This is a genomic window from Pseudomonas sp. MF08831 (assembly GCF_059862645.1).
Genome location: NZ_JCBCUX010000002.1, coordinates 53,005 through 74,074, shown reverse-complemented (window position 1 = coordinate 74,074; position 21,070 = coordinate 53,005). Strand labels below are relative to the sequence as shown.

The 21,070-nt window shown below is 61.9% G+C and carries 14 protein-coding genes; 6 read left to right on the top strand and 8 right to left on the bottom strand.

The window, feature by feature from the left end:
- Positions 1-149: 149 nt before the first annotated feature.
- From AC19YS_RS03760 to AC19YS_RS03730, 7 genes are all read right to left on the bottom strand, one after another.
- A complete protein-coding gene (locus AC19YS_RS03760; RefSeq protein ID WP_200624060.1) occupies positions 150-1,409 on the bottom strand; it encodes a DUF3426 domain-containing protein in 1,260 nt (419 codons plus the stop codon).
- A gap of 30 nt (positions 1,410-1,439) precedes the next feature.
- Positions 1,440-2,318: a 50S ribosomal protein L11 methyltransferase gene (gene prmA / locus AC19YS_RS03755; protein WP_106577697.1), complete on the bottom strand. Its 879-nt coding sequence runs from the start codon at positions 2,316-2,318 to the stop codon at positions 1,440-1,442.
- Between the two features lie 277 nt (positions 2,319-2,595).
- Positions 2,596-3,957: an acetyl-CoA carboxylase biotin carboxylase subunit gene (gene accC / locus AC19YS_RS03750; RefSeq protein ID WP_500600972.1), complete on the bottom strand. Its 1,362-nt coding sequence runs from the start codon at positions 3,955-3,957 to the stop codon at positions 2,596-2,598.
- A gap of 17 nt (positions 3,958-3,974) precedes the next feature.
- On the bottom strand, positions 3,975-4,436 hold the full coding sequence (gene accB, locus AC19YS_RS03745; protein WP_500600971.1) for an acetyl-CoA carboxylase biotin carboxyl carrier protein: 462 nt from the start codon (positions 4,434-4,436) through the stop codon (positions 3,975-3,977).
- Positions 4,437-4,460: 24 nt separating this feature from the next.
- Positions 4,461-4,916 (bottom strand): type II 3-dehydroquinate dehydratase, encoded by a 456-nt coding sequence (gene aroQ, locus AC19YS_RS03740; protein WP_016972516.1) that lies wholly within the window; start codon positions 4,914-4,916, stop codon positions 4,461-4,463.
- Positions 4,917-5,212: 296 nt separating this feature from the next.
- On the bottom strand, positions 5,213-6,256 hold the full coding sequence (locus AC19YS_RS03735; RefSeq protein ID WP_448210107.1) for a methyl-accepting chemotaxis protein: 1,044 nt from the start codon (positions 6,254-6,256) through the stop codon (positions 5,213-5,215).
- A 971-nt stretch (positions 6,257-7,227) separates the two neighbouring features.
- Positions 7,228-8,898 carry a response regulator gene (locus AC19YS_RS03730; protein ID WP_200624062.1) on the bottom strand — a complete coding sequence of 557 codons (1,671 nt, stop codon included), beginning with the start codon at positions 8,896-8,898 and terminating at the stop codon, positions 7,228-7,230.
- Positions 8,899-9,196: 298 nt separating this feature from the next.
- On the opposite strand from AC19YS_RS03730, the gene AC19YS_RS03725 reads away from it, so the two are divergent.
- The 5 genes from AC19YS_RS03725 to AC19YS_RS03705 all read left to right on the top strand — a co-directional run bounded on the left by AC19YS_RS03725 (position 9,197) and on the right by AC19YS_RS03705 (position 14,532).
- The gene (locus AC19YS_RS03725; RefSeq protein ID WP_106577700.1) at positions 9,197-10,264 is read left to right on the top strand and encodes a DUF2333 family protein; all 1,068 of its coding nucleotides are present in this window, start codon (positions 9,197-9,199) and stop codon (positions 10,262-10,264) included.
- Positions 10,265-10,266: 2 nt separating this feature from the next.
- On the top strand, positions 10,267-10,803 hold the full coding sequence (locus AC19YS_RS03720) for an NUDIX hydrolase (protein ID WP_106577701.1): 537 nt from the start codon (positions 10,267-10,269) through the stop codon (positions 10,801-10,803).
- A 182-nt stretch (positions 10,804-10,985) separates the two neighbouring features.
- Complete coding sequence (locus AC19YS_RS03715) at positions 10,986-11,357, top strand: translation initiation factor Sui1 (protein WP_005784408.1); 372 nt, start codon at positions 10,986-10,988, stop codon at positions 11,355-11,357.
- A 213-nt stretch (positions 11,358-11,570) separates the two neighbouring features.
- Complete coding sequence (gene speA, locus AC19YS_RS03710; protein WP_106577702.1) at positions 11,571-13,484, top strand: arginine decarboxylase; 1,914 nt, start codon at positions 11,571-11,573, stop codon at positions 13,482-13,484.
- A 154-nt stretch (positions 13,485-13,638) separates the two neighbouring features.
- Entirely contained in the window at positions 13,639-14,532 is an 894-nt protein-coding gene (locus AC19YS_RS03705; RefSeq protein ID WP_200624063.1) for an alpha/beta hydrolase, read from the top strand.
- Here the strand turns inward: AC19YS_RS03705 and AC19YS_RS03700 are convergent.
- Positions 14,477-15,814 (bottom strand): MATE family efflux transporter, encoded by a 1,338-nt coding sequence (locus AC19YS_RS03700; RefSeq protein WP_500600968.1) that lies wholly within the window; start codon positions 15,812-15,814, stop codon positions 14,477-14,479. The two genes, AC19YS_RS03705 and AC19YS_RS03700, sit on opposite strands and share 56 nt — an antisense overlap.
- A 299-nt stretch (positions 15,815-16,113) precedes the next feature.
- On the opposite strand from AC19YS_RS03700, the gene AC19YS_RS03695 reads away from it, so the two are divergent.
- The gene (locus AC19YS_RS03695) at positions 16,114-21,015 is read left to right on the top strand and encodes an alpha-2-macroglobulin family protein (RefSeq protein WP_500600967.1); all 4,902 of its coding nucleotides are present in this window, start codon (positions 16,114-16,116) and stop codon (positions 21,013-21,015) included.
- Positions 21,016-21,070 lie beyond the last annotated feature (55 nt).

Sequence of the window (21,070 nt, the reverse complement as noted above, 5' to 3'; positions counted from 1 at the left end):
CGAAAAAGGGTTGGCATGATACCCGCTCTCGATGACTGGATAAAGGCTGAATTGGATAAAATCTGAACAGTTATTTCTTTATCGCGGTCGGTTTGGTTGCGCAGTGCCCAGTCAATAATCTGCCGTCAAACCTCGGCGTGCGCGGCGCCTCACTCGGGTGAGTGGAAACTCAGGCTGTAATTCACGGCTTTATTGCCTGGATCGAGGATATCCAGGGAAATATGGATCGGTGTCTGCGAAGGCATTTCGCTCACCCCGGCCAGCTCACCACTGAGGTATTCGGCCGGTTTGAAGCGACGACTGGCAATCAGGCCGCCGTTCAAATCGGCAAAGCGCAGCTCCAGCAGCGGGAAGGGCTGCGAGAACGTGGCGCGGTTATAGATGATTGCATCCACCACCAGCGCCCCGGCGAACTCGGGATTGCTGCGCACCACCAGGTTGCTGCTCTTGATGTGGGCAATATCGACCCGTGATGGCACGGTGCAACCCAGGGTTGGACACAGTTGCTGGAACCACGGGCGATAAGCGTCCTGGCGAGCCAGGTCGTCGAATTGATAGGCGATGTACTGGCCCGCCAGGCCCGCGGCGGCCAGCAGCACCAGGACTATCCAGATGAGGCGACGGCCCCAGCTCGTCGGACGTTTCTGCGCATACAGGTGCAGCGGGTCGTCTTCCAGGTCCTGGAGTACATCGTCGTGAACGCTGGTTTCCGTGCGCGCACGCTTGCGCCGCGGTTGCGGGCGGTCTTCAGGGTCCGGCGCGTCCGCTGCCGCCGTCAGCGGCGTGAACGGCGGGTCGAGGTCGTCATCGTCGTCATCAGGTGAAGAACGCAGCGGGGGCTCATCGTCGATATCGTCGATGTTGAACGACATCGACGGCTCGGTGCGTTGCTTGGTCGCAGGCGTCTTGGCCGATTCAGGTTCGTCTTCGCTTGCCTGGGTGCGCTCTTCGGGTGGCTCGCTGAACAGGCTGGCGGCCCATTTTTCTTCTTCGGCCTTGACGGTGTCGCGGCTGGCGCTGAGGGCATCTTCTTTTTGCCGGCGCTCGCTGCTTGCCTGGCGACGCTCCGCGCCGAGCGGTTGCGTGTGTTGAATCTCGCGGCGTTCGAGCTTGGCCAGTTCTTCGTCCAGGTCCAGGTTGTCCAGGTCCAGCTCTTCGGCGGTCCACTGTTTCTGGCTGATGGCCCGCGGTGCCTGGGGCGCCGGCTCAACGGCGTGTTCGGCGACGCTTGGCTGCTCGGGTTCCGGCGCCGAGGTGCTGGCGCGCTGCTCCAGCAATTGGCGCGCGGCGTTGAACACTTGCAGGCACGAGCCGCAGCGAACCACGCCACGGGCCACGCTCAGTTGAGCGTGGCTGACGCGAAAGCGCGCTTGGCAATGCGGGCACTGGGTGACGAAACTGTCGGTCATGCGGCCATCCGATTCAGGCAAGCGCTCATTCTAGCGCCGACGACCGCTGATGCGTACCCAGCCATCACGGTTGGCGATCGGATCCAGATCGAAATCCGCGGCATAGGCCGCAGCCACGTCTTCACCTTGCTCGGCAAGAATGCCCGACAGCGCCAGGCGACCGCCCGGCTTGACCAGGCTCGACAACTGCGGCGCCAGCGAAACCAAAGGCCCGGCGAGGATATTCGCCACCAGCACATCGGCCTGCACCTGGGGCAATTGCTCCGGCAGGTAGAGGGGGAATTTGCCCTCAGGGATGTTGTTGCGCCCGGCGTTATCGCGGGAGGCCTCCAGGGCTTGCACGTCGATGTCGGTGCCGACGGCTTCCTTGGCGCCCAGCAGCAGGGCGGCAATCGCCAGAATCCCGGAGCCGCAACCGAAGTCCAGCACGTTGCAGTCGGTCAGGTCCTGGCCGTCCAGCCATTCCAGGCACAGTGCGGTGGTCGGGTGGGTGCCGGTGCCGAACGCCAGGCCCGGGTCGAGCAGCAGGTTGACGGCGTCCGGCTCAGGTGCGGCGTGCCAGCTCGGTACGATCCACAGGCGCTGGCCAAAGCGCATCGGCTGGAAGTTGTCCATCCAGCTGCGTTCCCAGTCCTGGTCTTCGATCACTTCGCTGTGGTGCTCGGGCAGCGGGCCGCCGGTGAGCAACTCCATATGGGCCAGCACGGCGGCGGCATCGGTGCCGTCTTCGAACAGGGCCAGCAAGTGGGTATGGGACCACAGAGGGGTGGTGTTGAGTTCCGGTTCGAAGATCGGTTGGTCTTCGGCGTCCATGAATGTCACCGAGACGGCGCCGACTTCAAGAAAAGCGTCTTCGTAGGTTTCGGCTTGTTCTGGGCTGATGGCGAGACGGACTTGCAGCCAAGGCATGGCGGGCACCTTTGAAAAAAATGAGTGTGCGACGGCGGGGTCGCGAAAGCGCGCAAGTTTACGCGAGCGAACAGCAGAAGACGACTGTGCTGAATGAACACGGACCGAATGGGGGAGGGGGCTTGCCCCCGATGGCGGTGGGTGAGACACGGATGCATTCACTGGCGCTACCTCATCGGGGGCAAGCCCCCTCCCACATTTGAACGATAGACATCTTCAGAATAGAGGGCTCAGAAACAACAAAGCCGCCCGAAGGCGGCTTTGTGGGGTGGAGCACTTACTGGTTGGCCAGCTTGTGTTCCAGGTAGTGAATGTTCACACCACCTTCGCAGAAGCCTTCATCACGCACCAGGTCCCGATGCAGCGGGATGTTGGTCTTGATGCCGTCTACCACGATTTCGTCCAGGGCGTTGCGCATGCGGGCCATGGCCTCGTCGCGCGTGGCGCCCCAGGTGATCAGCTTGCCGATCAGCGAGTCGTAGTTGGACGGAACCTTGTAGCCGCTGTACAGGTGCGAATCGACGCGAACGCCGTTGCCGCCTGGAGCATGGAAATGCTTGACCAGGCCTGGACTCGGGATAAAGGTTTTCGGGTCTTCGGCGTTGATCCGGCACTCCAGGGAGTGGCCGTGGATCTTCACCTCGTCCTGGGTGAAGGACAGCACGTTACCGGCGGCGATGCTCAGCATCTCCTTGACGATGTCGATACCGGTGACCATCTCCGACACCGGGTGCTCTACCTGCACACGAGTGTTCATCTCGATGAAGTAGAAGCGGCCGTTCTCGTAGAGGAACTCGAACGTACCGGCGCCACGGTAGTTGATGTCGATGCACGCCTTGACGCAGCGCGCCAGCACTTCCTGGCGAGCGGTTTCGTCCAGGCCCGGTGCCGGAGCTTCTTCCAGTACCTTCTGGTGACGACGTTGCAGCGAGCAATCGCGGTCGCCCAGGTGGATGGCGTGGCCCTGGCCGTCGGACAGTACCTGCACTTCCACGTGACGTGGGTTGGTCAGGTACTTCTCCAGGTAAACCATCGGGTTGCCGAACCAGGCAGCCGCTTCGGAGCGGGTCTGCTTGGCGGCTTCGATCAGGTCTTCTTCCTTGTGGACCACGCGCATGCCGCGACCACCACCGCCACCGGCGGCCTTGATGATCACCGGGTAACCGACTTCGCGACCAATGCGCAGAGCGGTTGCCTCGTCTTCAGGCAGTGGGCCATCGGAACCTGGAACGGTTGGCACGCCGGCAGCGATCATGGCGTCCTTGGCCGATACCTTGTCGCCCATCAGGCGAATGGTTTCGGCTTTCGGGCCGATGAAGGCAAACCCGGATTTTTCCACTTGTTCGGCGAAGTCGGCGTTTTCCGCAAGGAAACCGTAGCCTGGGTGGATGCCATCAGCGCCGGTCACTTCAGCGGCCGCGATGATGTTGGAGACCTTCAGGTACGAGTTGGTCGCCAGTGGCGGGCCGATGCAGATGCTCTCGTCCGCCAGTTTCACGTGCATCAATTCGGTATCGGCCGTCGAGTAAACAGCGACGGTCTTGATGCCCTCTTCCTTACAGGCGCGCAGGATACGCAGCGCGATCTCGCCGCGGTTGGCGATCAGGACTTTTTGCAGTTTCTTCGCAGGTTTCAACATCGAAGGCGCTCCGCGGTTCAAACGATGGTGAACAGCGGCTGGTCGTACTCAACCGGCTGACCGTTTTCTACCAGGATGGATTCGATGACGCCGGCTTTTTCAGCGGTGATGTGGTTCATCATCTTCATCGCTTCAACGATGCAGATGGTGTCGCCCACTTTCACGGTTGCGCCGACTTCAACGAAGGCTGGCGAGGTCGGTGCCGGGGTGCGGTAGAACGTACCGACCATTGGCGACTTGACCACGAAGCCGTTCAGTACAGGCGCGGCAGGTGCGGCTGGAGCAGCGGTAGCAGGTGCGGCGGCTGGAGCAGCAGCGGCCGGAGCCGGTGCTTGCATCTGTGGTGCGTAGAACTGTTGAGCCGGGGTCTTGCTGTGACGGCTGATCCGAACGGACTCTTCGCCTTCCTTGATTTCCAGCTCGTCGATACCGGATTCTTCCAGCAGTTCGATCAGTTTCTTAACTTTACGGATATCCATGAATCATCAACTCCCAAGGGTCGGTCAGGGGCGCTTGGCCGGTTGTTCAATGTGTTCCAGGGCGGCCTCCAGGGCCAGTCGGTAACCGCTGGCGCCAAGGCCGCAGATCACGCCTACCGCTACGTCGGAGAAGTAGGAGTGATGGCGGAAAGCTTCGCGTTTGTGCACGTTGGACAAATGCACTTCGATGAATGGGATGCTCACCGCCAGCAGCGCGTCACGTAATGCAACACTCGTGTGCGTAAAAGCGGCGGGATTGATCAGGATAAAGTCCACGCCTTCGCCGCGCGCGGCATGGATGCGATCAATCAATTCGTACTCGGCATTGCTTTGCAGGTAGAGCAAATGGTGGCCGGCTTCACGCGCCCGTCGTTCAAGATCGAGGTTGATCTGATCGAGGGTGACTGCCCCGTAGACGCCCGGTTCGCGGGTGCCGAGCAGGTTCAGGTTGGGTCCGTGAAGAACCAGTAAGGTCGCCATCGGCTGTTCCTTGTTATTGATGTGGGTACGTCAGAACCCGGCGACTATGCCGCAAAGCCTTTGTGACTGTCCAGTTCTATGCAGTAGGCAGCACGATTAGCGAGGATTGCGCAAAATTTGTGACTGGGGTGCAGTATCCAGTCATTGGCAACACTGTCTTGAATACTGTGGATGTCAAATGTGGGAGGGGGCTTGCCCCCGATGCGCTGCATTAGGCACACATGCAGTGAGTGACACACTGTCATCGGGGGCAAGCCCCCTCCCACTTTTTGCTCTCCATATGGCAGGAGATGGCCTCAAACCCGGAACGCCTGAACCGCCGTGTTCAGCTGCCCACCCAGCACCAGCAGGTGTTCGCCCTGGCGGCGGCCCTGGCCGATGCGCAGCAGATTATCCTCGCCCAGTTGGTGAATCCGCTCGCTGTTGTCGCGAATCTCACTGACGGCGCCACTCTGCTGCGCGGTCACATCGGCGATGCGCACCGCTGTGTCGGAGATGGTCTGAATTGCCCCGACGATTTCATCCAGCGCGCCATCCGCCGCCTGGGCTTGCTGGGCGGTGGCCTCGGCGTGTTCGACCTGGGTGCGCATGCCTTGAACTGACTGGTGGGCGGCGGTTTGCAGGCCGGCGATCAGGCTCTGGATTTCGGCCGTGGCACCGGCGGTGCGTTGCGCCAGCGAGCGGACCTCATCGGCCACCACGGCAAATCCGCGTCCGGCCTCACCGGCCCGTGCAGCCTCGATGGCGGCATTGAGCGCGAGCAGGTTGGTCTGGTCGGCAATCGCGCGAATCACCGTCAGCACGCCGCCAATGGTGGCAGACTCTTCGGCGAGTTTTTCAATCATCTGCGCGTTTTGCTGCACCTCGCCCACCAGAGCATGCAGCCCGGTCAGGCTCAGGCCGATCACCCGTTGGCCCTGTTCCACGGCCTGGCCTGCACTGCGGCTGGCGCCAGCCGCCTGGCTGGCATCACCGGCGACTTGCTGGATGGTCGCTTCCAGTTCACCCAGCGAATCACGGATCTGCGCCGTATCGCCGGCCTGGCGCTCAGCGCCGTCGTGCAACCCGCTGCTCAGTTCGGCGAGGGCGCGGCTGCTGCCGGCGACTTCTTCGGCATTGCCGCGGATGGTGCCCACCAAGTCCACCAGGTAAGCACGCAGGCGGTTAAGCGAGGCCTCGATGTCGTGCAGTTCGCGGTTGGTCTTGCCCAAGGCAATCGACTGGCTGAAGTCGCCTTCGGCCCAAGTGGACAAGGCCGGTGCGAGGTTGGTCAGTACCCTTGCCAGCCGTCGTTGCAGCGTGTCGATCAGCAGTGCGATGAGCAAAATCAACCCGATCATCACGCCTTGCATCAAGCGCACTTCGCCCTGGATTCTGGCATGTTGGGCGCGAACAACGGGTTCCAGGCCGGCGATGGCTTGCTGCACGGCAGCAATCTTCACATGGGTGCTGTCGGCCAGCGCAGTGCGCAGCTGGATCTGATCGCGAGTGCGCTTGAGTTCGGCAGGGTAGCGGGTCAGCAGGCTGTTGAGTTCGCGTTTGAGGTCCACGCCGGTGTCCTGCACTTCGACTTTTTCGCTGCTTTCCAGGCCCAGCATGGCGGAGAAATCATCCGCGCTGGACTCGGCGCTGGCCTTTACGCCCAGCAGCGGTAACTGCGCCAACAGGTCGGCCTGCGTGCGGATGCTGGCAACTTCGCGCTCCACTTCATCGGCCAGCTCTGCGCGCCCGCTGCTCACCAGCTTGTCGCGGGCCAGTGACAGTTTGCCCAAGTGCTGGGACGCGGCCAGCAGCGGCGGCAAGTAGCGTGCAGCGTCGGGTGAAGTGACGCCCGTGGCGTACTGGCTCAACTGTTCCAGGTTCGCGCCCAGCTCACGTTCGGCTTGCAGCAGCAGCGCTTGTGGGTCGCCGGCCAGTTTGCCGGCGGCCAGCAGGTCGGTTTTGCTGAAGGTGTCCAGTTCGACCAGGCTGGGGCGCAGGTTCTGCGCGAGGTCCGCCGGCAGTTCATCGAGGTGCTGCAGGAGGTTTTCCAGGCTCTGACCGGCACTGCTCAAACGCAATGCGTCGCCGCTGGCCAGGTAGTCGTCGATATTGCGCGCGGCCTGATTCTGAAACGCCTGCGACAGGCCCAGGTAGCGCTCCATCAGCAAATAAGGCCGTTCCAGTGCGCGTTGCGACCACCATAGCGTCGCGCCAAGTGCCAGACACACGGCCACCAGCAGAAGGGTATTCAAATTGGTCAGCAGCTTCAGGCGCATGCGTGGTTTCAACCGACAGCAAAAGATAAGTGCCTGAAGTTATTGCGTTTCCGTTACAGAGTTATGACGGAATCGGTGGATTCCGGTGAAAAGATGGCACTTTGCTTTGATGTGCGCGCAGCCTGCACGCGGTTACGCCCGGCGTGCTTGGCGCGGTACAGCGCTTCATCCGCTTGGGCAGCCATCATCAGGCTGTCGGAACCGTCGCACAGCTCCACCAGCCCGGCGCTGAAGGTGCACCACAAATCCTGCGGCTGGGCCGGGTAGTGAATTTCGGCAAACCGCCCACGGATTTCGTCCAGCACTTTGCAGGCCGATTCCAGGTCGGTGTCGGGCATCACGATGGCAAATTCTTCACCGCCGTAGCGGCCGATGTAGTCGGTCTTGCGCAAGCGCTGCTTGAGAAACAGGGCCAGGCTCTTGATCACGCGGTCGCCCATGGGGTGGCCGTGGCTGTCGTTGACCCGCTTGAAGTGGTCAATGTCGAGCATGGCAAAGCTCAGCGGCTTGTTCTCGCGGCGCGCGCGAAAGCTGCAGTCTTCCAGCAGTTGCAGAATATGGGTGTGGTTGTACAGCCCGGTCAGGCTGTCGCGTACCATCCGCGCCTTGAGGTTGCGTGCGCGGGCGGCGCGGTTGCGCACGGTGGTGATCAGGTGGCGTGGCTTGATCGGCTTAGTGAGGAAGTCGTCGCCGCCTTCGCTCATGGCGTCCAGCTGCTTGTCCAAGTCGTCTTCGGCTGACAGGTAGATGATCGGTACGCTGACGTAACGGTCGTTGTGGCGAATCACCTTGGCCAGTTCGGTACCGGTACAGGCCGGCATGTACATGTCGAGGATGATCAGGTCCGGTTGGAAATCCGCCAACTCGGCCATCGCCTGGATCGGCTCGATTAAGGTGCGCGTGACGATACCGGCACTGTTGAGCAGGCGTTCGGTGTGCAGGGCCTGGGCGCGCGAATCGTCGATGATCAACACCTTATACGGCTCGTATTGGGCGATGCAGGTCAGCACTTCGATTTTTTCCAGCAGGCTGGAGGCTTCCAGCGTGCCGGTGAGGAACTCCTGGCCGCCGGCGCGCACGGCGGCCAGGCGCGTCGGCGTGTCGGTTTCATGCAGGCTGAAAAACAGCAGCGGCAGCTTTTGTTCCAGGCCTTCCTGGGCTTCGGCGGCGAGCGTGAGGCCCAGGCCGGGGCCGCAGAAATCCACGTCCATCACGATCGCCGAGGGCAGACGCTCGGCCAGGGAGGCACGAAACGCCGCCACGCTGTCGAGAGGCTGGGCGCTCATGCCAAAGAATTCCAGCTGCTTGGCCAGGCGCTCAGCGCGGTCGTGATCGGCCAGCATCACGTAGATCGGCTTGCGCATCGGCGGCAGGAAGGTTTGTTCGAGCTGGTCGCCCTGGCGCAGGCCGGTGCGGGACAGGCGCTGCATCAAACGGTTGAGTTCGGTGATCACCTGGCTGCTCAGGCGGCCGCGATTTTCATCGACTACCTTGAGCGATTCGCCAATGTGCCGCGCCAGTTGGCCATGCTCGGGCTGTTCGAAACGCTCGGCAAAGCGCAGCAGGCGCAAATTGGCCTCGCTGAGTTCGGACAAATCGGTGTTCGACCATTCGCTGCGTTGCAGACGTTGCCAGATCTCAAGAATTTGACGTGCCTGATGAATTACCCGCTGGGCAAAATGGTGCTTGAGACGCTCACGGCTGGGGTCTTCTGGCTCGGTCATATCCTGACTACTAGTTAGGGTGCATGCTGAGGTCGACTGATGGCGCTATGCTAGCACCTCTTTTCTCCCATATGAGTGTCATACGTCAATTAAGTAGCAGTCTGGGCCATTCAGTTTTGACCTGATGGTCGCGCTGCGTAAAAAGCGTGCTTCATTTATAGTCGAACATCCCCTGTGCGCCACTTTCGGTTAAAAGCCCCGCGCCGATGGGCACGATGGGGTAGGGTTGTGGTCGGAGTGTTTGAACGCACCCGGACAAATGACGTGCATGAACTCAAGTGATTGAAAGGATATCGCCATGCTGGACTGGAAAAACCGCGCAGGCAGTGCCAAAGGCCCCGCCCCTGAGCCCAAGTCGGCCAACCGTAGTTACTTTCGCAACCTGCTGATGAGCAAAGCCTTGCTCAGCGTGCTGGGTTTGTACCTGTTGGTCACCGGCGCCCTGGGTTGGTACTGGAGCGAAGAGCCGGCGCTGTTCCCGGTCCAGCAAAATGCCCAGCTTGCCGCAGAGAAGGAAGGCAAACAGATGGTGGTGGGCTACACCACTGTCGAAACCCTCAAGACCGTGGTCGGCACCTTGCTGAACAAGCCCGGTGGCTACATTTCCAACGACCGTTTCCCGCCGGGCCTTTGGATGGACAACATGCCGAGCTGGGAATACGGCGTGCTGGTGCAGGTGCGTGACCTGACCCGTGCCCTGCGTAAAGACTTCGCCCGTTCCCAGTCGCAGTCGGCCGAAGACGCTGACTTGGCCAAGGCCGAGCCGCGTTTCAACTTCGATAACAAGAGCTGGGTGCTGCCTTCCAGCGAGTCGGAGTACCAGGAAGGCATCAACTCCCTGAGCCGCTATGAAGCGCGCCTGTCGGACCCGAACCAGCGCGGCGCGCTGTTCTATGCGCGTGCCGACAACCTGAACAACTGGCTGGGCGATGTCGCGACCCGCTTGGGTTCGCTGTCGCAACGCCTGTCGGCCAGTGTTGGCCGGGTGAAACTGAACACCGCACTGAAAACCGAAGCCCTGGCGCCGGGTGAAGTGCCGCAGGTCGATGAAGAAGTGGTGGAAACCCCATGGATGCAGATCGACAACGTGTTCTACGAGGCCCGTGGCCAGGCCTGGGCCTTGTCCCACCTGCTGCGCGCCATCGAAGTCGACTTTGCCGACGTGCTGGCCAAGAAAAACGCCACCGTCAGCGTGCGCCAGATCATTCGTGAGCTGGAGGCCTCGCAGGAGCCGGTGTGGAGCCCTATGATTCTGAACGGCAGTGGCTTTGGCATCCTCGCCAACCACTCGCTGGTCATGGCCAACTATATTTCCCGGGCAAACGCTGCAGTGATCGACTTGCGTCAGCTCCTCAACCAGGGGTGATGATGGACGCTACTCAAAAGGAGGCCGCGCACCGCGCGGCCTCCGACGCTGAACTGATCGCCTGGGTTGATGAGCACGACAACCTGCTCGGTACCCTGGTGCGATCCGACCTGCGCCGACGTGGCCTGATCGGCCGTTGCACCTTTATCTTCCTGTTCAATTCTGCCGGTGAGTTGTGTGTGCATCGGCGCACCCTGAGCAAAGCCATGTACCCGGGTTTCTGGGACACTGCAGCGGGCGGCATGGTGGCGGCCGGTGAGAGCTACGCCGATTCGGCGGTCCGTGAGCTGCAAGAAGAGCTCGGCGTTGCGGGCGTGGCGCTGGTCGAGCATGACCATTTCTACTTTGAGGATGGCGACAGCCGGCTCTGGTGCAAATCCTACTCTGCTGTCTGGGATGGCCCGTTGCGCCTGCAACCGGAAGAGGTGATGGAAGCGCGGTTTTTGCCCATTGACATTGTCCTGCAGGAAGCTGAACAGAAGCCTTACTGCCCGGACGCTCAAGAGGGCTTGCGGCGCTATCTGGCCTTGCGTCGCTAAAGTTGCATAAATTGGCGCTATTTGGCTCTTAGCAAGCCGGCTTTTTGCCGTTACACTGCGCGACTTTTCACCCGAACCACCTTTGCGGTTCGGTAGCGCTGCCCCTGCCTGAGTGGGGCTTCGCGGTCGGTAATGCTCCTGGTGAGCGCCGATCAGTCTTTGTCCTCCCAAGAGGATTGCCGGTGGCCAAAAAAGCCGCATCCTTCGCCGCCCTTGGTGGCCTGGTATTTTCCACCGACGCAGGTCGACACTGCCCGGACTGTCGTCAGCCCGTGGATTCGTGCACCTGCAAACAGACCCTGATCCCTGAAGGCGACGGTATTGCGCGCGTGCGACGCGAGAGCAAAGGCCGTGGCGGCAAGACGGTGACCACCATCACCGGCGTGCCGCTGGCCGAAGATGCCCTGAAGGAACTGGCTACCACGCTGAAAAAGCGCTGTGGCACCGGTGGCGCGTTGAAAGACGGCGTTATCGAGATCCAGGGCGATCACGTCGAGTTGCTGTTGGCCGAGCTGATCAAGCTGGGTTACAAGGCGAAGAAATCCGGCGGCTAGCAGCCTCTGTGAAACCCACCCCGATCGCCGGTTTGCTGAACGCGAACTGTCGTCTCCATGGTTTTCACAGAGCCTGTTCCTGACCGGTGTCTAAACTCTGTCCTGCGAGTGGGGTCTACCTTCCTTACAGGCAAATCGTCATTTTCATTCTTTAGACTTCGCCAGCCTTACAAGAAGGGTGTGGTGATCTTCGACTTTATATAGGGGACTTCGATGTCCGTACGACGCACACGCAAAGACGATGGCAGCCAATGGACAGTTGCGGACAGCCGCAGTGTTTACGGGATTCGCCATTGGGGGGCCGGGTATTTCGCGATCAATGAAGCCGGTCGCGTTGAAGTCCGTCCGAACGGCCCGAACAGCACGCCTGTCGATCTGTACGAACAAGTTGACGAGCTGCGCAAAAGCGGCCTGTCCTTGCCGCTGCTGGTGCGCTTCCCCGACATCCTGCAAGACCGCGTGCGCCAGCTGACCGGTGCGTTCGACGCGAACATCGAGCGCCTGGAATACCAGAGCAAGTACACCGCGCTGTACCCGATCAAGGTGAACCAGCAGGAAGCGGTGATCGAGAACATCATCGCCACCCAGGACGTTTCCATCGGCCTGGAAGCCGGCTCCAAGCCTGAGCTGCTGGCCGTGCTGGCCCTGGCACCGAAAGGCGGCACCATCGTCTGCAACGGTTACAAAGACCGTGAGTTCATCCGCCTCGCGCTGATGGGCCAGAAGCTGGGCCACAACGTGTTCATCGTGATCGAGAAAGAATCCGAAGTGGCGTTGGTGATCGAAGAGGCGGCCAACCTCAAGGTCAAGCCACAGGTCGGCCTGCGCGTGCGGTTGTCGTCCCTGGCGTCGAGCAAGTGGGCAGACACCGGTGGCGAAAAGTCCAAGTTCGGTTTGTCGGCGGCGCAACTGCTGTCGGTGGTCGAGCGCTTCCGCGCTGCCGGCCTGGACCAGGGCATCCGCCTGCTGCACTTCCACATGGGTTCGCAGATCGCCAACCTGGCCGACTACCAGCACGGGTTCAAGGAAGCCATTCGTTATTACGGTGAACTGCGCAACCTCGGCCTGCCGGTGGACCACATCGACGTCGGCGGTGGCCTGGGCGTGGACTACGACGGTACGCACTCGCGTAACGCCAGCTCGATCAACTACGACATGGATGACTACGCCGGCGTGGTCGTGGGCATGCTCAAGGAATTCTGCGACGCGCAGAGCCTGCCGCACCCGCATATCTTCTCCGAAAGCGGCCGTTCCCTGACCGCCCACCACGCCATGCTGGTGGTGCAAGTCACCGACGTCGAGAAACACAACGACGAAATCCCGCTGATCGAGAACAAGGAAAACCTGCCGGAAACCGTGCAGTGGCTGGTGGACCTGCTGGGCCCGACCGACATCGAGATGGTCACCGAAACTTACTGGCGTGCCACGCACTACATGAGCGACGTGGCCACCCAGTACGCCGACGGCAAGATCACCCTGGCGGAAAAAGCCTTGGCCGAGCAGTGCTACTTCGCGGTGTGCCGTCGCCTGCACGACTCGCTCAAAGCCCGTCAGCGTTCGCACCGCCAAGTGCTCGACGAGCTCAACGACAAGCTGGCCGACAAGTACATCTGCAACTTCTCGGTGTTCCAGAGCCTGCCGGACACCTGGGCGATCGGCCAGGTCCTGCCGATTCTGCCGTTGCACCGTCTCGACGAAGAGCCGCTGCGCCGCGCCGTGCTGCAAGACCTGACCTGCGACTCCGACGGCAAGATCAAGCAATACGTCGACGAGCAGAGCATCGAAACCAGTTTGCCGGTGCACGCCTTGAACGAAGGTGAAGACTACTTGCTGGGCATTTTCCTGGTGGGCGCTTACCAGGAAATCCTGGGCGACATGCACAACCTGTTCGGCGACACCGACTCGGTGAACATCTACCAGCGTGAAGACGGTTCGGTGTACAGCGCCGGGATCGAGACCCACGACACCATCGAAGACATGCTGCGCTATGTGCACTTGTCGCCGGAGGAGTTGATGACGCACTACCGTGACAAGTGCGCGAGCGCGAAGATCAGTGCGTCGGAGCGTACGCAGTTCCTCGACGCGTTGCGTCTTGGTTTGACGCGTTCTTCGTACCTGTCGTCGTGATCTAAGCTGATAGCAATCTAATGTGGGAGCGGGCTTGCTCGCCAAAGCGGTACATCAGTCACACATGTGTTAACTGACCCACCGCCTTCGCGAGCAAGCCCGCTCCCACATTTGGATCTTCATTTGGCAGTGCCTTGCATGTGGGGTCTGAACGATGTCGAGCAAATGGCTGCAAGCCTTCACCCTGGCATTCGCCGCATTCCTGGCGGCCTGCTCCCCCATCAAAGTGCTCAACGCACTCACGCCCTCCAGCACCTTTACCAAAACCGCCTCCATTGCCTACGGCGATGACCCGCGCCAAACACTCGATGTCTACCGTCCGATCAAGGCATTGCCCAACACCCCGGTCGTGGTGTTTTTCTACGGCGGCAGCTGGAACAGCGGCGCCAAGGATGACTACGGTTTTGTCGGCGAGGCTCTGGCCTCACGCGGCATTGTGGTGGTGATCGCCGACTACCGGCTCTACCCGCAAGTGCGCTACCCCTCGTTTCTGCAGGACAACGCCCAGGCCGTCGCCTGGACTTATCAACACATCGCCGACTACGGCGCTGACCCCAGGCAGCTGTACCTGATGGGGCACAGCTCTGGCGCCTATAACGCGTCGATGCTGGCGCTGGATCCGCGCTGGCTTAAAGCAGTGAACCTGTCGCCCACGATGCTGAAGGGCTGGATCGGCCTGGCCGGGCCGTACGACTTTCTGCCGATTGAAAACCCTGACGTGAAGCCGGTGTTTTTCTTTCCTGACTCACCGCCGGACTCCCAGCCGATCAACCATGTCAGCCACGCTGCGCCGCCGAGTCTGTTGATCGCGTCGGTGAGCGACACGCTGGTCAACCCCACGCGCAACACCGGTGGGTTGGCGAAAAAACTGCGCGCAGCGGATGTACCGGTTGAAGTGTTTTACTTCACCAAGACCAGCCACGCGACACTGGTGGCGTCTATCGCTCGGCCCTTACGCTGGCTGGCGCCGGTATTGGACCGCGTCACGGCTTTTATCCAAGCCACTGATTCTGCCGATTCAAGCGCCAGGCAATCGCCCATAAAGTAAGGCTGCGCAGGGCCATGAACAGCAGGAAGGTTATCCACAGGCCGTGGTTGCCGTACGGCTGCAGCGCCCAGGCGAAGGGCAGCAGCATCGCCACGGTGAGCAGCATGCCGTTGCGCATTTCCCGCGCGCGGGTGGCGCCGATAAACAGGCCGTCGAGCAAGTAGCTCCACACCGCAATCAACGGCAGCACGGCCAGATACGGCAGGTAAATGTCGGCGGTTTCGCGCACGTCGGGGATGTCGGTTTGCATCGCGATAAACAAATGGCCGGCAAAGGTGAACAGCAGCGCGAACCCGACACTGGCGATCAGTGACCAGCCGCAGGCAACCACCAGCGAACGGCGCAGCGCCTGCCGATCATGGGCGCCGATGGCATGCCCGCACAGGGCTTCGACGGCATGGGCCAGGCCGTCCAGGGCATGGGCGGTCAGCAGCAGGCCATTGAGCAGCAGCGCGTTGGCTGCCACGGTGGCGTCGCCCAGGCGCGCGCCTTGCACCGTGATCATGAAAAACACCGATTGCAGGGCGAGGCTGCGGATGAAAATGTCGCGGTTCACCGCCAGCAACGGGCGCCAGCTTTGCCAAACTTTGAGCGCGGCCCAGGCGATTTGCCCGGGGTAGGCGCGCAGGGCGTTTTGCGTCAGGGCCAGGCCGAGCAGGGCGCCGGTCCATTCGGCGATGACTGACGCACGTGCGGAGCCGACCACGCCCCACTCCAGGCCGAGAACGAACCACAGGTTCAAGGCGATGTTGACCAGGTTGGTGGTCAACAGAATCGCCAGCGGCGCGCGGGCGTTTTGCGTGCCCAGGAACCAGCCCACCAACGCGTAGCTGGCCAGGGCGGCGGGCAGGCCGAACAGGCGCGTGTGGAAAAACTCGCGGGTCAGCTGATTGAGTTCGGGAGAGGGTTGCATCCACTCCAGCGCCAGGTGGCTCAGCGGAATGCCGATGGTGCCCAGCAACATCGCCAACCCCAGTGCCAGCAGCAGGCCTTGCAGCAGGATTTGCCGCAGCGCCGCGCCGTCATTGCGCCCGGCGGCTTGGGCAGCGAACCCGGTGGAGCCCATGCGCAGAAAGCCCATGGCCCAGGCGAGGAAGGTGTACAGGCTGGCACCGACGGCCACGGCGCCCAACTGGTGGGCGTGGGGCAGGTGGCCAATGACCATGTTGTCGACCAGGGCCACCAGCGGCACCGAAATATTTGACAGGATCATCGGCGCGGCCAGCGCCCATACGCGACGGTGGGTGGGGCGGTGGCGCCAGTCGGTGAGCAGGGTAGTCATGGAGGCTCCTTTGGGGGAGCGGCATTGTAACTGGCCCCCCGCTGCACCGCAGAACCAATGTGGGAGCGGGCTTGCTCGCGAAAGCGGTGGATCAGTGAAGGGCATGTTGACTGACCCACTGCATTCGCGAGCAAGCCCGCTCCCACAATTTGAGCTGTGTTGCTTGTGGGATTTGGCTTGGAGTGATCAGGGGCCAGAACCAAAGCACCCTCCGTCGGTCAATGTGACCAGCACCTCATCGGCCCCTCGCAGGCTGATATATAGTTCACCCCTCGGACCCCTCTCACGACGAGTGCCCCATGCTTAACAAAGGACTGTTCCTGGCCTGCGCGCTGGCCCTGCTGAGCGCCTGCGATTCCTCCGATAAACCGGCTGCCCCGACCGCTCCTGCGGCGGCGACGGTTGCACCCAAGCCGGCGAAAGCGGCGGTGGATGTGGCAGCGCTGAAACAGCGCTATGCCGGCCGTGAGTTGAGCGTGGTGGACGTGTCCGAAGTCCAGTTGGACGGGGCCAGCACGCTGTCGGTGAGCTTTTCCATCCCGTTGGACCCCGAGCAGAAATTCGCCGACAAAGTCCACTTGGTGGACAGCAAGTCCGGCAAGGTCGATGGCGCCTGGGAGCTGTCCGATAACCTGATGGAGCTGCGCCTGCGCCACCTCGAGCCGCAGCGCAAACTGGTGCTGACCGTCGACGCCGGAGTCAAGGCGGTCAACGACAACAAGCTCGCCGCCGAGTACACCGCGCGCCTGGAAACCCGTGACCTGCAAGCCACGGTCGGCTTTGCCAGCCGCGGCACGTTGTTGCCGACGCGCCTGGCCGAAGGCCTGCCGGTGATTGCGCTGAACGTTGACAAGATTGATGTCGAGTTTTTCCGTATCAAGCCCGAATCGCTGCCCTCGTTCCTCGCGCAGTGGGGGCGTAACACCAGCCTGCAGAGTTATGAGTCGCGCGAACTGTTACCGATGGCCGACTTGGTCTACGGCGGCCGCTTCGACCTGAACCCGGCGCGCAATACGCGCGAAACCCTGTTGCTGCCGATCGCCGGCCTCAAGCAATTGCAGCAGCCGGGCGTGTACCTGGCGGTGATGCGCGCCACGGGCACCTACAACTATTCGCAACCGGCCACGCTGTTCACGTTGAGTGATATCGGCCTGTCGGTGCACCGCTATGCCAATCGCCTGGATGTGTTTACCCAGGCGCTCGAAGGTGGCAAGGCGCTGGAGGGCGTGGACCTCGAAGTGCTGGATGCCGAAGGCCGTGTGCTGGGCCAGGGCAAGACCGAAAAGGGTGGCCATGCCGAGTTGCCGCTGCCGAAAAAAGCCCAGGTGTTGCTGGCCAAGCTTGGCGAACAGACCAGCCTGCTGCGTCTGGACAGCGCTGCGCTGGACCTGGCCGAGTTCGATATCGGCGGCCAGCCGGCGCACCCACTGCAGTTTTTTGTGTTCGGCCCACGTGACCTGTATCGCCCCGGTGAAACCGTGCTGCTCAACGCCCTGTTGCGCGACAAGGATGGCTATGCCGTCAAGCCGCAACCGGTGAGCGTGGAGGTGCGCCGGCCGGATGAGCAGGTCAGCCGCAAGTTCGTGTGGGATGCCGATGCGTCGGGCCTCTATCAGTATCAATTGCAGTTGGCCGGTGAAGCGCCGACCGGGCGCTGGCAACTGGTGTTCGACTTGGGCGACGGCAAGCCGCAGCTGTATGAGTTTCTTGTCGAAGACTTCCTGCCCGAGCGCCTGGCGCTGGAACTCAAGGGCAGTGACACAGCCTTGAGCCCGGCGGATAACCCGGTGATTCACGTCAATGGTCGCTACCTCTACGGCGCACCGGCATCGGGCAACCGCGTCAGCGGGCAAGTGTATGTGCGCCCGTTGCGCGAGGCCGTCAAATCGCTGCCGGGCTACCAGTTCGGCTCCGTCACCGAAGAAGAACTGAGTCAGGATTTCGAGCTGGACGAAAGCGTGCTCGACGCCAAGGGCGAGGAAGATCTGACGCTGGAAAGCAAATGGGCCGAGGCCAAATCACCCCTGCAATTGATCGTGCAGGCCAGCCTGCAAGAGTCAGGTGGGCGCCCGATCACTCGGCGCCTGGTGCAGCCGATCTGGCCGGCCGAGCAACTGCCGGGCCTGCGTGGCTTGTTTGACGGCAAGGAAACCAACGGCGATGGCCCAGCGGAATTCGAAGTGCTGCTGGCCAACCAGGACGGGCAGAAACTCGCCGCGCAAAACCTCAAGGTGCGCCTGGTGCGTGAGCGCCGCGACTACTACTGGAACTACTCGGAAAGCGACGGCTGGAGTTACCACTTCAACGAGAAATTCCTCAACCTCGACGAGCAGACCCTGAATATCAAGGCTGGCGACACCGCCAAGGTCAGCTTCCAGGTCGAGTGGGGCCCGTACCGTGTCGAGGTCGAAGACCCGCAAACCGGGCTGGTCAGCAGCCTGCGTTTCTGGGCCGGTTACCAGGCCCAGGACAACACCGAAGGCGGTGCCGTGCGCCCCGACCAAGTCAAATTGGCGTTGGATAAACCGGCGTATGGCGATGGCGATACCGCCAATGTCACCGTCACGCCACCGGCAGCCGGTAAAGGCTACCTGCTGGTGGAATCCAGTGAAGGGCCGCTGTGGTGGCAGGAAATCGATGTGCCGGCCGAAGGCAAAAGCTTCGCCGTGAAGCTCGACCCCAAATGGTCGCGCCATGACCTGTACGTCAGCGCGCTGGTGATTCGTCCGGGTGAGCGCAAAGCCAATATCACGCCTAAACGGGCCGTGGGTTTGCTGCACCTGCCACTGGATCGCACCCAGCGCAAACTCGGCCTGACCCTCACCGCGCCGGAAAAAATGCGCCCCAAACAACCGCTGACGGTGAAGATCGCCGCCAGGAACGCTGACGGCAGCGTGCCCAAGCAGGTGCATGTGCTGCTGGCGGCCGTGGACGTGGGCATCCTCAATATCACCGAATACCCGACACCGGACCCATACTCCAGCCTGTTTGGTCGCAAGGCCTATGGCGTGGACCAGTTCGATATCTACGGCCAGTTGATCGAGGCCGGCCAGGGCCGTTTGGCCAGCCTGGCCTTCGGCGGTGATGCGGCGCTGGCCAAGGGCGGCAAACGCCCGGACACCAGCGTGACCATTGTGGCGTTGCAGAGCGCGCCCGTGACGTTGAATGAACAGGGCGAGGGCGAAGTCAGCGTCAATATCCCCGACTTCAATGGCCAATTGCGCCTGATGGCCCAAGCCTGGAGCGATGACCGTTATGGCATGGCCGAAGGCAAGACGGTGATTGCCGCGCCGCTGATTGCCGAGCTGTCGGCGCCGCGCTTTCTCGCCGGTGGTGACCAGACCACGTTAGCGCTGGACCTGTCCAACCTGTCGGGCACAGCGCAGAAACTCGATGTGCAATTGAGCACTGAAGGGCAACTGGAGCTGGTCAACAGCGGCGCGCAGTCCGTTGAACTCAAGCAAGGCCAGCGCACCACCTTGCGCATCCCGGTCAAAGCCTGGGGCGGGTTAGGGCAGGGCAAGGTCAAGGTCACCGTAAATGGCCTCGACCTGCCGGGCGAAAACCTGCCGCCGTTCAGCCGTGAGTGGACCCTGGGTGTGCGCCCGGCCTACCCGGCGCTGCTCAAGCATTACCGCGCAGTGCTCAAGGATCAGCCGTGGAGCTTGCCGGTCGGCAGCCTGGACCTGTTCGATGCCTCGGGGCGCGAAGCGCTGTTGAGCCTGTCGAGCCGGCCGCCGCTGAACCTCGGCGCGCAGATCAGTGCACTCAAGGCTTACCCTTATGGCTGCCTCGAGCAGACCGCCAGCGGCCTGTATCCGTCGCTGTATGCCGACGCCGCCCTGCTCAAGCGCCTGGGCGTCAAGGGCGAGTCGGACAGCGAACGCAAACGCAAGATCGAGCTCGGCATCGAGCGCCTGCTGGGCATGCAGCGCTACAACGGCAGCTTTGGTTTGTGGGGCGCCGACGGCGAAGAGGAGTATTGGCTGACTGCTTATGTCACCGACTTCCTGCTGCGCGCCCGCGACCAGGGCTTTGCCGTGCCGCCTGAAGCACTGAAGAAAGCCAGCGAACGCCTGCTGCGCTACGTGCAGGAACGTAACCTGATCGAAGTGGATTACAGCGACAACGCCGACCACACCCGCTTTGCCGTGCAGGCCTATGCCGGCATGGTGCTGGCGCGCAGTCAGCAAGCGCCATTGGGCGCGTTGCGCAGTATCTTTGAGCGCCGCAGCGAGGCGCGCTCCGGGTTGCCGTTGGTGCAGTTGTCCATTGCCCTGCAAAAAATGGGCGATCAGCCACGTGCCGATCAAGCCTTGCTTGCCGGCCTGGCGGCGCAACGCAATGCCAACGAGTGGCTGGCCGACTACGGCAGCCCGCTGCGTGATCAGGCGATGATCCTGGCATTGCTTGAAGAAAACGACTTGGCCAAGGGCAAGCGCGAGGAGCGTTTGTTTACGCTCTCGGACCAGTTGGCCGCCAGCCCTTATCTCTCGACCCAGGAGCGTAATTCACTGTTCCTGGCCGGGCGCCTCGGGTTTTCCCAGCCGGAGTCGAACTGGCAGGTGTCGCTGACCGGCAGTGGCGGTGTGCAAACGTTGAACAACCAACAATCGACGCTGGCGTTGGATGGCAAGCAGCTGTCCAGCGACCTGACCCTGAGCAATCAGGGCGAGGCGCCGGTTTACCAGCAACTGACGATCTCGGGTTACCCCCAAGTGCCACCGGCACCGGGCGGCGACAACCTGAATATCCGCCGCGAATACCTGGGCATGAATGGCCAGCCGTTGAACCTGCATAACGTCAACAGCGGTGACCTGGTGCTGGTGCATGTGGCGGTCAGCGCCAAGCAGCGTGTACCGGACGCGTTGGTGGTTGATCTGTTGCCGGCTGGCCTGGAGCTGGAGAACCAGAACCTGGCACAAAGTGCAGCCAGCCTGGAAAACGCCAGCAGCCAGGTGAAAGAGTGGCGCGAGTCGATGCAGAACGCGTCGCTCAAGCACCAGGAGTTCCGCGATGACCGCTATGTGGCGGCGATGAACCTGGAGGGTTATGGCGCCACCACGCACTTGTTGTACCTGGCGCGTGCGGTGACGCCGGGGACTTATCGCGTGCCGCCGCCGCAGGTGGAGTCGATGTATCGGCCGAACTGGCAGGCAGTGGGGGAGACGCCGGCGGATCTGGTGATCAAGGGGCGCTGATACCTGGCGGTAGGCACTGGGTTTAAATGTGAGAGCTGGCTTGCCTGCGATGGCG

Bases quoted from the DNA above. Each gene is read 5' to 3' on its own strand.
- AC19YS_RS03760 (WP_200624060.1), bottom strand. From the start codon at position 1,409: ATGACCGACAGTTTCGTCACCCAGTGCCCGCATTGCCAAGCGCGCTTT.
- prmA (WP_106577697.1), bottom strand. From the start codon at position 2,318: ATGCCTTGGCTGCAAGTCCGTCTCGCCATCAGCCCAGAACAAGCCGAA.
- accC (WP_500600972.1), bottom strand. From the start codon at position 3,957: ATGTTGAAACCTGCGAAGAAACTGCAAAAAGTCCTGATCGCCAACCGC.
- accB (WP_500600971.1), bottom strand. From the start codon at position 4,436: ATGGATATCCGTAAAGTTAAGAAACTGATCGAACTGCTGGAAGAATCC.
- aroQ (WP_016972516.1), bottom strand. From the start codon at position 4,916: ATGGCGACCTTACTGGTTCTTCACGGACCCAACCTGAACCTGCTCGGC.
- AC19YS_RS03735 (WP_448210107.1), bottom strand. From the start codon at position 6,256: ATGATCGGGTTGATTTTGCTCATCGCACTGCTGATCGACACGCTGCAA.
- AC19YS_RS03730 (WP_200624062.1), bottom strand. From the start codon at position 8,898: ATGACCGAGCCAGAAGACCCCAGCCGTGAGCGTCTCAAGCACCATTTT.
- AC19YS_RS03725 (WP_106577700.1), top strand. From the start codon at position 9,197: ATGCTGGACTGGAAAAACCGCGCAGGCAGTGCCAAAGGCCCCGCCCCT.
- AC19YS_RS03720 (WP_106577701.1), top strand. From the start codon at position 10,267: ATGGACGCTACTCAAAAGGAGGCCGCGCACCGCGCGGCCTCCGACGCT.
- speA (WP_106577702.1), top strand. From the start codon at position 11,571: ATGTCCGTACGACGCACACGCAAAGACGATGGCAGCCAATGGACAGTT.
- AC19YS_RS03705 (WP_200624063.1), top strand. From the start codon at position 13,639: ATGTCGAGCAAATGGCTGCAAGCCTTCACCCTGGCATTCGCCGCATTC.
- AC19YS_RS03700 (WP_500600968.1), bottom strand. From the start codon at position 15,814: ATGACTACCCTGCTCACCGACTGGCGCCACCGCCCCACCCACCGTCGC.
- AC19YS_RS03695 (WP_500600967.1), top strand. From the start codon at position 16,114: ATGCTTAACAAAGGACTGTTCCTGGCCTGCGCGCTGGCCCTGCTGAGC.